Genomic DNA, 12,502 nt, shown 5'->3' on the forward strand with positions numbered 1-12,502 from the left:
ACGGCCAGCCCTAGCATCGGCTCGGTTGCCGGGGAAGCGGAACAACCAAATCGCTGCTTGGGCCAGCCGGGAAGCCGGCCGAGCCGGAGCTACTGGCGCAGGATCGTGTTCTTGGCGCCTTGTTCGACCTGGTCGATGACTAGCAGCTTGACCGGACCGTCGCCGGTGTTGGTGGCCTGGTGCCACTGGCCTATCATCTCGACGATGAAATCGCCTGCCTTGTAGGTGTTGCTGTTGCCGGTCTCGACATTCGTCACCTTGAGCGTTCCGGCCTCGACATAGGCGTAGCGGGCAAACGGGTGCTTGTGCACCGGCAGCGTTGCGCCGACCGCAATATCGTAGGTCGAGACCAGCACCTGGACATTCTTCTGCGGCAGCACGATCGGCTGGCCGGATGCAGTCTGCGTGCGATCGGCCAGCGGCGTCACGACGACCGGTGAGGTGGAACTGTCCAGTGCCGCAGCAGGGTTTGCAGATAGCGCTGCCGCGAGCAGCAGTGCCGATGCCAAAATCTGTCGCATGGTTCCTCCAGGTTTTGCCTACACCGTTCCGCGGCAGGGATGAACGCGAGCTGGCGAGCCTTGGCTATCTGTACGCCTTGAAGGCAATCAGACCAGAGAAGACGATTATCGCCATCAGGATCAGCACCCACGCGCCGACGTTACGCGAAAGGCGCCTCCGGCGACCGCGCACGGCCTGGTCCCTCCAGCGTTTGGCCTGAGCAGCCCCTATGTTCAGTTCGTCCATTTGCCTTCTCCCGCGAGTACAATGCGGTTCATGCCATTTGGAGTCCAGATGTTGTCCCTGCCGTCCTATCGCCGCACCTCTGGACACCGCTTCGGGGTTTTGCACAGAGCTAGTTTCTTCCGCACGGATGGCATGTCGCGCATCTCAAAGGATCGTTTCCATAGGCCGATCCCAGATCGAACTGAATTCGATGTGAAGCCCCTGCTAAGCGTGGGCAAGGCTTCATCAAAATGAACGGCGACATGGTTCACGAATGTATGGAATCCATGGATGGAACAGCATCGGGAGTTCGAGGTCGCAGGAATGTGTTGGCTGGGAGATCGCCCAGGTGCGCGGTCCGCGAAAGCGGTCATCGAGGTCGAATGTGCTGAACGTGTAGCCAAGACGGCCAGATTGAAATCGCTTCGCATGGCGCAAATTTTGCTGGAGGCGGATCCGTGCGTTTCATTCAACGAGGAAATCGACTGCTCGGTCCTTGTCGCCGTACTGGCGCGGGAAACTAAACGCCCACGGCCCGAATCCAGCGTGGGCCATCACCGGCTGCGGGATCCCAGCACCACTATTTCCCTCTTTTCCATCAAAGTCTAACGACTGGCAAAACGCACCGGAAAGCACTTGTCGTAACCGTTGATTCAACCATTGCTGGTACTAATGGGTTGTGTGGGAGCGGCTCCGACAGTGCGGCGGGGGTTGGGTTGCCGGAGCCGCCTGCGCAGCCGGTTGGGATTTGACCGCGCCGTCCTATTCTGGGACAGCGCGGTCAATGATTCGTTAAAATTCTCCGGGTCTAATTAAGTGCATACTAATTGAGTGTCGGTTGGCGGCAGGGGCACTGCGCATCGCGATTGCGCGACGCTGGGCGTGACATCCTGGGGGCAATGATTTCGGCCGGCGGCAGTTCAGCCAAGCGCTTCTTGGCAACGCAATGCCATCTTTAAGTTGGTCGATGATGTAAAGGGCCGGCGCCGCAATGGAGGTTGCCTGATCAGCGCCGGCCAAGCGGGTATCAGCTCCGCCGCAGCTTGCAGCGGTAGCTGATTCTTGACGTAACGTCATGCCGTCCCGTGATGGGCAGAATCGCTGGCATTGAAAGCAATCTGGTAAAGCCTTCCCGCCCGACGTGACAATTTTGCGGTTCGATGTCCGACATCGTCGACAAGTGAGGGTCTTCAAAGTGAATTGGTTAACAGATTGGCAGAACGGCCTCTGATTTGATCGGGGGAAGACTTGGCACCTTTTGTGCAAGTCTGGAATTGCCGGCTAATCCCGGCCCTGATTTGTGTGACAAATCGGGATGGGCTCGTCGGGAGTTGGGGTTGGGGCCAACATCCGGCGAGCTCCGGTTCACAATGGGAGATAGCTACCCAAACACGAGACCTGACCTTCGACGATCATGTCCCGGCTCAGCTAAGCGAGCATGGGCTCGGCGACTTTGGTTGCAAGCACAAGGTGCACGAAATCAAACCGGCGCTTAGGCAGTCGGGTTTGGGGCTTTACCTACCTAAGCGCCGGCCGGGCGGAGTTGACCCACCGCTGTAGGACCTAGCCGACTTTCGCCGCACCTTCGTCATGCGTTTGAGCAGGGGAGATCAAAACTGGGCCGCCAACCGACGGCGGCAAGCGATTCCGCCAAGCAATCAGGTCTGCCGTGCCTATAGTGCCCGTCGCCAAAATTACAGGTTGGCCCGAGAGGCAGAGAAGCAGCGCGAGACCTATTTCGGGAGCGAGTTCAGAAACGCTACCTTCAGGCCACAGCGAGCCGCCTGGAGACGCATGGGCCGCACACGGCGCCTGAACAGCGGGCAAGGGTGAACGCTCGCTGGTGGGCGCGCGCCTAGCCGCCTGCTAGATCAACAACCAATCCGAAATGTGAGTTGGCAGGCTCGCGTGCTCGATGCCAGCAAGGCCGGCATCAGGTAGGTCAACGGTTGCATGGGGAGCAAAATGCTCGCCTGGGCCTTTGGGATGATCGGGAGCGGCCAGGAACAGGGTATTGATATCGAACGAGGCAGGTGGGGCATGGTCCTGAGCTTGGATCGGCAGGTGATCGAGCGCTGGAAAGATTGCTGGCTTGCCGGACATAGTTATCTCCATCGGGCGTCCCCACGCTCGAGGAAAAATACGAAGATATTAGCAGTCGCGCAATTAAGGCGAAGGTCCTAATACACTGGGCCTAAAGGCGGTCTAGCGATGCGTGTCAGGGCCTCAACCTCGCCGCGCTATGGTATTTCTGGCTGTGCTTGGGCCTTGTCGTAACCGTTGATTCAACCATTGCTGGTACTGAAACGGGTGTGGGAGCGGCTCCGACACACTGGGCTGGGTAGGCGCGTTTGCCGGAGCCGCCTGCGCAGTCGGTTGGGATTTGACCGCGCCGTCCTATTTTGGGACAGCGCGGTCAATGATTCGTTAAAATTTTCCGGAACTAATAAAGCTCATGCTAATTGAATAGCCGGTTGGGCGGGTGCATCTTCGCGGCGAGGAGGACTTGCGGCACGCCTCGTTACAGGATTTCCGCGAGGAGACATGGTGCTGTTTCGTTGCGGAGATAGAACGCTTCGACCGACGATTAACATCCCTTATCGCCGGTTTTTGTCCCGCCGCCCTTCGTTCGTTCGAAAAGGCGACGGGACACCTTTCGACCCCTAGCTTGGCGGCTGCGCCGGCCCTGGCCGGTAGCATCAGCACCGCAACCGCCCGAACGGCTATCAGAGGCGGGCGGGCCATGGCCACCATATCGGCTGACGGTAGCGCCACACTGCGCTCCGGTGCATTCTACAGCGCAAGCATAGGCCGGTGCCGGAGCTTTAGGACGATGGATCAGGAAAGAGTTCTAGCCGCAGTCCTCTTAGCCGATGTGGTGGGCAGCACGCCGCTCTATGAGCGCATCGGCGACGATGCCGCTCTGCAGCAGGTCTCGGATTGCCTAGACGCGATACGCGAGATCGCCTCCCGGAACGGCGGTGATTTCATTCACTCGAAGGGCGATGACGTGCTTAGCCTGTTCGAGAGGCCAGAGGGGGCGCTGAGGGCCGTCCGTCAAATTGTCAGCCAGCTGACGAGAGGGTCGCTGACCACCCGGATCGGATTGCACTTCGGGGCGGTTATTCGCACGCGGGGCGAAGTATTCGGCGACGTTGTCAATGTCACCGCAAGGTTGTCCACTACGGCCAACCCGGGCGAGGTGCTGATCAGCCAGAGCTTCTTCGAAGCCCTTTTGTCAGAGGACCGCAGTTCCTTGCGGCTTATCGACAAAATGCCATTCAAGGGGAAGGAAGAACCCTTCGACGTCTATACCCTGGGTAGCGATGATGCGGCGCTCACTACGCAGATCGCCAGCCGGGGCACCATTATCGATAGGCGGTTCGCCCCGCCAAGGCACATCAATCTGGTCATCCGCTATGGAGATCAGTTGCGATCTTGCCGCAACAACGAATTCGTGACCATCGGCCGATCTCCTGAATGCAATATCGTCGTCCCGCGGCCCTGGGTCTCAAGGCACCATGCGACCTTCACCATTTCGAACGGCAGGGCAGGGCTTGTTGAGCGAAGCTCGTCGGGCACATTTGTGTCGACTGGGCCCGACCATGAAGTGTTCGTTCGCCGTGAAGCCGTTCTCCTGTTCGGCTCCGGCGTCATCTCGCCTGGGCGGAGGTCGTCCCTCAGCGACGCTCAGATCCTTAGCTACGAAATTATCTCAGGCTGACCCGGGCTGGCGAGCATCAGGGCGGCGAGGGCGAGGCGAATCGCCAATGCTGCAGCAAAGGCGCGCCAATTCCGTCTCGGCCGTGTCCGTTGCAGGCCGATCAAATCGTCAAAAACGTGTTCCATGGCCATTTTCTCTCCTTCGAGCGATCTCATGCAGATCGGCGCCTAGCGAAGTCGAGTTGTGTAGATATGCTGTAGATCAGCCAATTTTCGGCTGTTCCTGAAACTCTGAACCTATGGAAATGTTGGCTCCCCGGGCCGGATTCGAACCAGCGACCAACCGGTTAACAGCCGGTTGCTCTACCACTGAGCTACCGGGGAACAGAGGCTCTCATGTGAGTGGCGCAGCCTATAGCAAACCCGTTTCGGCTTTGCAAAGAAGCATTTCGCATTTTTTTAGCGCTTTTTCATGCAATGGTTTCTGGCAATCGCCCGATGACACCACATATGAGCGGTCTTGGACGCCGTCCGGCCCTGGTCGGCGGAACCGAAAGGGCGATTGCAGCCTTTACCATATATGGCTTTAACTGGTGGCAACCGGATCGACGTGCGACATGACTGCAGCAGGCGAAAACCAGGCACCGGCGCGGAAAATTTCGGTGTTCGGCCGCGAGTTCACCATGCCGCGCTCACGCGGCCTCAGGATCGCGATCGGCGCCGTGCTGGTGTTTTTCGGCATTCTCGGCTTCCTGCCGATTCTCGGCTTCTGGATGATTCCGCTCGGCCTTTTGGTGCTTTCCTACGAATTTGCCGCGGTGCGCCGCCAGCGGCGGCGGTTCGTCGTCTGGTGGGAACGACGCCGGCGGCCGAGTTGAAAGCGATGTGCGTGCGGTTTCGGCTCAGCGGTCGCTGCGCTTTTCCAGCCCCTCGCAGATTTCCTTGAGGACGGCAGCCGCTGAAGCCAGCCGCGCGATCGTGCGGCGAGAGCCGGCTTGCGCCCTCGATGGCAAGGCGGTCGATCGCGTAGCGCACAAGCTGTTCGCAGCGCAGCAGCGACAATCTGCCTGATGTTCTGGATTCCCGGTCTGCCGCGGGCCGACGCATGGATTACCTCCGTCTTCCGCTCCGTAGAGCCATGGGTTCGAGTTTCGTCTGCCGCTCGGTCATGCCTAATGACTGGCTAATATGCTGGCGTGCCAAGCGATTAAGCCGCTCGGGAACCATGTTGCGGAGGCTGACGCGGAAAGCGCGCCGGAATGCTGCGCGGACGCTTGACGACCTTTCGTCGCCACCATATTGAGTTCGCTCGCCGGGAGCGACGAGGCCTCGTGGCGGAGTGGTTACGCAGAGGACTGCAAATCCTTGCACCCCGGTTCGATTCCGGGCGAGGCCTCCAGTTGCTTCAGCTCCCGCGCGGCGGGGGCTTGAGTTCCGGTCGAATGCGCCGCAGTGTTGGCGCGGCAAGCGCATTTCGGCGCATTGGTTTTTGACGGATTGGTTGGGACATGAGCGCTGATTTCTCCGAACTTCGCGTCAAGATGGTCGACGGTCAGGTCCGCACCACCGACGTGACAGACGCAGCATTGCTCGATGCCATGCTTGCCGTACCGCGCGAGGCCTTTGTCGGGGCCGGCCAACAGGCTCTTGCCTATATTGACGAGGATATCCGCATTTCCGACGGCGCCGACGGCAGCGGTGCGCGCTACCTCATGGAGCCATCGCCGCTGGCCAAGCTTTTGCAGCTGGCCGAGATCGACGCCGGCGATTCGGTACTCGATGTCGGCTGCGGCACCGGCTATTGCGCAGCACTCCTGTCCAGGCTGGCAAAATCCGTCATTGCGCTGGAAAGCGATGCCGCGCTGGCAGAGACGGCCAAGGCCGCACTCTCGGCGCAGGGCTGCGACAATGTCACCGTGGTCACCGGGCCGCTGCCGCAGGGCCATACCGCCAAGGCGCCCTACAATGTGATTCTGATCGGCGGCAGCGTCGAGGAAGTGCCGGCGCCGCTGCTTGGCCAACTCGCCGAAGGCGGCCGTCTGGTCGCCGTCGAAGGGCAGGGCAATGCGGGCGTGGCCCGTTTGTTTTTCAAAGCAGGGGGGGTTGTAACCGGAAGACGGGCATTTAATGCGGCAATTAAGCCACTACCGGGATTTGAACGTATTCATGCGTTCGAATTCTAAGTGATTTTGCCTTGCAGCAAAGGCGCTGTCATGTTGGCTTGCGATTGGACAATCGTTGCTGATTTGGTTAACCGGTGTTTCGGGAGGCCGTCAGCGGGGGAACGATAATCGACGCGGCGCTGGCTGATCCCTCGGGATGGGCTGGCGTGGCGCGGTTCCCGTGCAAAACGAATGAGGGATTTAAAGTGCCGTCCTTAGCCAAGAGCTTGTTTGCTACCGTCCTTATTTCCGCGACAGCGCTTTCGCCGATAGCCGCCTCGGCGGAAACCATTCTCGGCGCGCTTTCCAAGGCCTACCAGAACAATTCGTCGCTGAATTCGGCGCGTGCGGGCGTGCGCGTCACCGATGAGGGCGTCGCCATCGCCAAGTCGGGATACAGGCCGGTCATTACCGGGAGTGCGGACGTCGGCTACGCCAGCCGGCACCTCAACGGTTCAAACGCCGGCACTCGTCTGACAACCGGGAGCTTCGGCGTCGCCATCAATCAGATGCTGTTTGACGGGTTTCAGACCAAGAACAACGTCGCGGCAGCCGAGGCGCAGGTCAAGGCGTCGGTCGAGAGCCTGCGCAACACCGAAGAGAATACGCTGTTCAACGCGGCAAGCGCCTACATGGATGTCATCCATGACCGTCAAGTGGCGGTGCTGACCGAACAGAATTTGCAGTTCCTGACCGAGCAGGCGCGCGCGGCGCGCTCGCGCTTTGAGGTCGGCGAAGGCACGCGCACCGACGTGGCGCAGGCCGATGCCTCGCGCTCGGAGGCGGTGGCGCAGTTGAGTGCGGCCCGCGCGCAGGCGCTGGCCAGTGCCGCAACCTATCGCCAGATCGTCGGTGACGAGCCGGGCAAGCTCAAGGCGGCGTCGCCCTTGGCAAAGCTTTTGCCGAGGAGCCTCGATGCGGCGATCGACATCGCGGCGACCGAACATCCGGCCATTCTTTCTACCGAGCATCTGGTCGATGCGGCCGCATTTCAAGTGAAGTCGCACGAAGGTGCGCTGCTGCCGCAGCTTTCCGCTTCCGCCGGCGTTTCGGACGACTACTCCAAAAACTCGCCGGAAACCTTGACGTCGCAGAATGGCACCACCCGTTCCGCCAACATCGGTGCGACACTGACCATTCCGATCTATTCGGGTGGCCGCACCTCGGCCCTTGTCCGCCAGTCGAAGGAATCGCTCAGCCAGGCTCGCATCGAGGTCGATGTCAGCCGAGACCAGGTGCGTCAGGCGGTGACATCGGCATGGACGCAATACACCTCTGCACAGGAGAGCGTCGCGGCCAACCGGCAGGTGATCGCAGCCGCGCAGTTGGCTTTGAACGGCGTTATCGAAGAGCGCAATGTCGGCCAGCGCACCACGCTCGATGTGCTGAACGCCCAGAACGATGTCATCAGCGCCAAGATCAACCTTGCCACCTCCGAGCGCGATGTGGTGGTGGCGAGCTATGCCATCCTCTCGGCCATGGGCCGCCTGTCGGTCGAGCGCCTGGCGTTGAATGTGGTGAAGTACAAGCCTGAAGAGCACTACAGAGCCGTCAAGGACAAGTGGATCGGTCTGCGCACACCGGACGGCCGCTGATCGCGCCCAGGCGGTTTCAAGTCCCGCTAGGATTGGAGTGTTGGAGCGCCGCGCATCCCAGGGATGCGCGGCGCTATCCTTTTGTACCGACAGGATCTTTTCTGAAAGAATGTTTTCGGTTCGCGGCCATGTCTAAATTGTTGAAATCCCGCGTCTCCCGAGATTGGGGATTCTCCGATGGCGATCCGTCGGCTACGCTGTCGCCATGATTCGTGTCCGGCTTTGACGGACAGAGAATCTTAGAACGGGTCACAAGGGCGGCGGATGTGACGATGGCGACGGCAAGCAGCGCGCAGCGCGAACCTTCCATGGAAGAAATACTGGCTTCCATCAGAAGGATCATTGAAGACAGCGACACCGGCCGCAAGCAGCCGGGTGACGCCGATGAGTTGCGTCAGGACCTTGTACCTGCCGCCGGGCCGGCCTCGGATGTCGAGGCCTTCCGCAGCGAGCTGCACAGCGCGGCCGAAAGCAAGAAGCCGGTGACGCTGGCCGAGGTGCAGGCGCAACTGGCCGAACCTGTCGTGGCGCGGCTGGAGCCGCGCTCCGAGCTGGCTTCGGTGAAGCCGGCCACGCCGGCAAATCCTGCTGCTACAACCGTCGCGCCCCCCGCGCATGCGCCGATGACCCTGGCGGAAGTGAGCGCCAGAATAGCCAGCGAGTCTGCTCCGGCAGCCAGGACAGAAGCGCCAGCCCGGCCAAAGGCGGAGACCACCGATTCCATCGTCACCGATTGGCGGCGCGAAATTGCAGCCGTGGGCAGTCAGTCAAAGCCCGCCGATGTGGCCAAGCCGCTAGAAGTCAGGCCGCCAGAGATCAGGCAGCAAGAGGTCAGGCAGCAAGAGACCGAGAAGCGGCAGGTTGCTGCCGCGGAGATCGAGGCTTTCGAGGACGATTTCGCGGCCGAGCCGGCTTTCGAGCCTGGCCCGTCGCGCGGCGAGCAGGCGCGCCAGGCCGATGCAACACCGGTTCGGCCGGCGATCGTTTCGGAACACACCGGACGGCAGGTCGCCGCGGCCTTCGGCGAGCTCTCCGACGCCTTTGCCAGCCGCAGCAAGAAGACCTTCGACGAGATGGCCGAGGAAATGCTGCGGCCGATGCTACAGGACTGGCTGGACAACAATCTGCCGACGCTGGTCGAGCGCCTGGTGCGCGAGGAAATCGAGCGCGTCGCGCGCGGCGCGCAGTAATTCCGCCGATCCCGAAGAGGAAAGCGCGGCTTTGAGCTTTTTCTGAGCTTCAGCTTCCCTTGGCTGCTGTGGCAAAAGCGATCAGGTTGCCGTCGATATCCGTGGCAATGAAAACATGGGCATGGCCTTCCCGTTGAAATGACCGGGGCGACGCCTATTTGCCGGTGAAGGACCAGGCCGCCCTGCGGTTGACTTGGCCAAAACCTTCCGATTTACACCGGACCAGAAAACTCCCGACAGCGCGGACCATTTTCCCATGCTTGAAAAGACCTACGACGCCAAGACCGTCGAGCCGAAGATCGCCAAAATCTGGGAAGAGGCGGACGCCTTCCGCGCCGGCGCCGGGGCAGAGGAGGGGGCCGAGGCCTTCACCATCGTCATCCCGCCGCCCAACGTCACCGGCTCGCTGCATATGGGCCACGCGCTCAACAACACACTGCAGGACATTCTCGTGCGCTTCGAGCGCATGCGCGGCAAGAATGTGCTGTGGCAGCCAGGCATGGACCATGCCGGCATCGCCACGCAGATGGTGGTCGAACGCCAGCTGATGGAAAAACAGATCCATCGCCGCGACCTCACCCGCGAACAATTCATCGAGAAGGTCTGGGAGTGGAAGGCCGAATCCGGCGGCGCCATCTTCAACCAGCTGAAGCGGCTCGGCGCCTCGGCCGACTGGTCGCGCGAGCGCTTCACCATGGATGAAGGCCTGTCCAAGGCCGTGCTCGAAGTCTTCGTCAGCCTGTACAAGGAGGGGCTGATCTACAAGGACAATCGCCTTGTGAACTGGGACCCGAAGCTGTTGACGGCGATCTCCGACCTCGAGGTCGAGCCGCAGGAGGTCAACGGCAATCTGTGGCACTTCCGCTATCCGATCGAGGGCGAGGTTTTCGATCCGGAAAATCCTCGGACATTCATCACCGTGGCGACCACTCGTCCGGAGACGATGCTGGGCGATACGGCGGTCGCCGTGCACCCGGACGACGAGCGTTACCGACATCTGGTCGGCAAGAATGTCGTGCTGCCGATCGTCGGCCGGAAAATCCCTGTTGTGGCTGACGAGTATTCCGATCCGGAAAAAGGATCCGGTGCGGTCAAGATCACGCCGGCGCACGACTTCAACGACTTCGAGGTCGGCAAGCGCCACAAGCTGCCGGCGATCAACATCCTGACCATCGAGGCCGCCATAAAACTCAAGGATAACGAGGACTTCCTCGCCGGCCTTGAGATCACGCCGGAACGCCAGGCCGTCTGGGACGAGCTCGACGGTCTCGACCGTTTCGTCGCGCGCAAGAAGATCGTCGAGCTGATGGAGGCCGGCGGCTTCCTCGACAAGGTCGAGCCGCACCGCCACGCGGTGCCGCATGGCGACCGTGGCGGCGTGCCAATCGAGCCGTTCCTGACCGAGCAGTGGTATGCCAATGCCGCGGAACTCGCCAAACCGGCGATCGCATCGGTGCGCGAAGGCCGTACCAACTTCGTGCCGAAGAACTGGGAAAAAACCTATTTCGACTGGATGGAGAACATCCAGCCCTGGTGCATTTCGCGTCAGCTGTGGTGGGGCCACCAGATCCCGGCCTGGTACGGGCCGGACGGACGCGTCTTCGTCGAGAAGACCGAGGAAGAGGCGTTGGCCGCTGCCATCGAATATTACCTGGCTCTGGAAGGGCCGTGGAAAGCCTGGGTTGAGGACAAGCTTGAGAACTACAAGCCGGGCGAGATCCTGACCCGCGACGAAGATGTGCTCGACACCTGGTTCTCCTCCGCACTGTGGCCGTTCTCGACGCTTGGCTGGCCCGATCACACGCCGGAGCTGAAGACTTACTACCAGACCGACGTGCTGGTGACCGGCTTCGACATCATCTTCTTCTGGGTCGCCCGGATGATGATGATGGGCCTGCACTTCATGCACGAGGAGCCGTTCCACACCGTCTATGTGCATGCGCTGGTGCGCGACAAGAACGGGCAGAAGATGTCGAAGTCGAAGGGCAACGTCATCGATCCGCTCGACCTGATCGACGAGTTTGGCGCCGACGCGCTGCGCTTCACACTGACGGTGATGGCGGCGCAGGGACGCGATGTGAAGCTCGATCCGGCGCGCATCGCCGGCTACCGCAATTTCGGTACCAAGCTGTGGAACGCGACGCGCTTTGCCGAGATGAACGAGGTCGCGCGCAATGACGATTTCTGGCTGAACGACGCCAAGCTGCCGGTCAACCGCTGGATCCTGACCGAGCTGACCAGGGCGTCGCACGCGATCACCGAGGGCATCACCTCATACCGCTTCAACGAGGCGGCGGGCGCTGCCTACCGCTTTGTCTGGAACCTGTTCTGCGACTGGTATCTGGAACTTCTGAAGCCGGTGTTCATGGGCACTGACGAGGCGGCCAAGGCGGAAAGCCGCGCCTGCGTCGCCTTCGTGCTCGACGAGATCTACAAGCTGCTTCACCCGATGATGCCGTTCATGACCGAGGAATTGTGGGCGCAGACGGCAGGCGAGGGCAGGACGCGTGCAACGCTGCTTTGCCACGCCGCATGGCCATCACCAGACTTCGAGGACGCGGATGCGGCCGCCGACATCAACTGGCTGGTCGATCTGGTCTCCGGCATACGCTCCGTGCGCTCGGAGATGAACGTGCCGCCGGCAGCAATCGCGCCGCTGGTGGTGGTCGGCGCCAGCGCCGAGACCCACCAGAGGCTGGAACGCCATGCTTCCGCCATCAAGCGGCTGGCGCGGGTCGGCGACATCTCGCTGCAGGACGCAGCGCCCAAGGGCTCGGCCCAGATCGTGCTCAACGAAGCGACCATCTGCCTGCCGCTCGGCAGCCTGATCGATCTCTCCGCCGAGGCGGCGCGGCTGCAGAAGGAACTGGCCAAGGTGACCGAGGAAATCGCACGGCTGCACAAGAAGCTGTCTAACGAAAGATTCGTCGCCAGCGCGCCGGAAGAGATCGTTGCAGCCGAGCGCGAAAAACTCGACGAATACCGCGATCAGCAGGAGAAGCTTTCGGTGGCGTTGGCCAGGGTGCGCGACGCCGGTTGAACACCGGATTCGCGAGGCGCCGACAAGCGCTTCTCGACAGCTCTTTTGCCCAAAAAACAGGCATTCCGTTGCGTTAATATTGACGTAAACGGAAAGTTTCAGCCCCATTGTTGCCATAATGTAACA

Annotated in this window: 10 protein-coding genes and 2 tRNA genes; 8 read left to right on the forward strand and 4 right to left on the reverse strand. The window is 61.1% G+C overall.

The window, feature by feature from the left end; translation table 11 throughout:
* Window positions 1-89 precede the first annotated feature (89 nt).
* Both AC04SH_RS11725 and AC04SH_RS11730 read right to left on the reverse strand, forming a co-directional pair.
* Window positions 90-521, reverse strand: coding sequence for a cupin domain-containing protein (locus AC04SH_RS11725; protein WP_488575119.1), 432 nt, complete (start codon window positions 519-521; stop codon window positions 90-92).
* Window positions 522-585: 64 nt separating this feature from the next.
* Window positions 586-747: a hypothetical protein gene (locus AC04SH_RS11730; RefSeq protein ID WP_488575120.1), complete on the reverse strand. Its 162-nt coding sequence runs from the start codon at window positions 745-747 to the stop codon at window positions 586-588.
* A gap of 270 nt (window positions 748-1,017) precedes the next feature.
* Between AC04SH_RS11730 and AC04SH_RS11735 the strand changes: the two genes are divergently transcribed.
* Entirely contained in the window at window positions 1,018-1,335 is a 318-nt protein-coding gene (locus tag AC04SH_RS11735; RefSeq protein ID WP_488575121.1) for a hypothetical protein, read from the forward strand.
* A 1,257-nt stretch (window positions 1,336-2,592) separates the two neighbouring features.
* Here the strand turns inward: AC04SH_RS11735 and AC04SH_RS11740 are convergent.
* Complete coding sequence (locus AC04SH_RS11740; RefSeq protein ID WP_162712363.1) at window positions 2,593-2,829, reverse strand: hypothetical protein; 237 nt, start codon at window positions 2,827-2,829, stop codon at window positions 2,593-2,595.
* A gap of 730 nt (window positions 2,830-3,559) precedes the next feature.
* On the opposite strand from AC04SH_RS11740, the gene AC04SH_RS11745 reads away from it, so the two are divergent.
* Entirely contained in the window at window positions 3,560-4,450 is an 891-nt protein-coding gene (locus AC04SH_RS11745) for an adenylate/guanylate cyclase domain-containing protein (RefSeq protein ID WP_488575122.1), read from the forward strand.
* 248 nt (window positions 4,451-4,698) lie between these two features.
* Here AC04SH_RS11745 and AC04SH_RS11750 read toward each other — a convergent pair.
* Window positions 4,699-4,773 (reverse strand) — tRNA-Asn (locus AC04SH_RS11750).
* Between the two features lie 233 nt (window positions 4,774-5,006).
* On the opposite strand from AC04SH_RS11750, the gene AC04SH_RS11755 reads away from it, so the two are divergent.
* The 6 genes from AC04SH_RS11755 to AC04SH_RS11780 all read left to right on the forward strand — a co-directional run bounded on the left by AC04SH_RS11755 (window position 5,007) and on the right by AC04SH_RS11780 (window position 12,376).
* A complete protein-coding gene (locus AC04SH_RS11755) occupies window positions 5,007-5,267 on the forward strand; it encodes a PGPGW domain-containing protein (RefSeq protein WP_477231260.1) in 261 nt (86 codons plus the stop codon).
* Between the two features lie 447 nt (window positions 5,268-5,714).
* Window positions 5,715-5,788: transfer RNA gene (locus AC04SH_RS11760), tRNA-Cys, on the forward strand.
* A 109-nt stretch (window positions 5,789-5,897) separates the two neighbouring features.
* The gene (locus tag AC04SH_RS11765) at window positions 5,898-6,572 is read left to right on the forward strand and encodes a protein-L-isoaspartate O-methyltransferase family protein (protein ID WP_488575123.1); all 675 of its coding nucleotides are present in this window, start codon (window positions 5,898-5,900) and stop codon (window positions 6,570-6,572) included.
* Between the two features lie 185 nt (window positions 6,573-6,757).
* Complete coding sequence (locus AC04SH_RS11770; RefSeq protein ID WP_477231258.1) at window positions 6,758-8,146, forward strand: TolC family outer membrane protein; 1,389 nt, start codon at window positions 6,758-6,760, stop codon at window positions 8,144-8,146.
* Window positions 8,147-8,418: 272 nt separating this feature from the next.
* Window positions 8,419-9,336 carry a PopZ family protein gene (locus AC04SH_RS11775; RefSeq protein ID WP_477231257.1) on the forward strand — a complete coding sequence of 306 codons (918 nt, stop codon included), beginning with the start codon at window positions 8,419-8,421 and terminating at the stop codon, window positions 9,334-9,336.
* A 256-nt stretch (window positions 9,337-9,592) separates the two neighbouring features.
* Window positions 9,593-12,376: a valine--tRNA ligase gene (locus tag AC04SH_RS11780; RefSeq protein WP_488575124.1), complete on the forward strand. Its 2,784-nt coding sequence runs from the start codon at window positions 9,593-9,595 to the stop codon at window positions 12,374-12,376.
* The last annotated feature ends 126 nt before the right edge of the window (window positions 12,377-12,502 follow it).

Source organism: Mesorhizobium sp. CNPSo 4688, assembly GCF_057784295.1.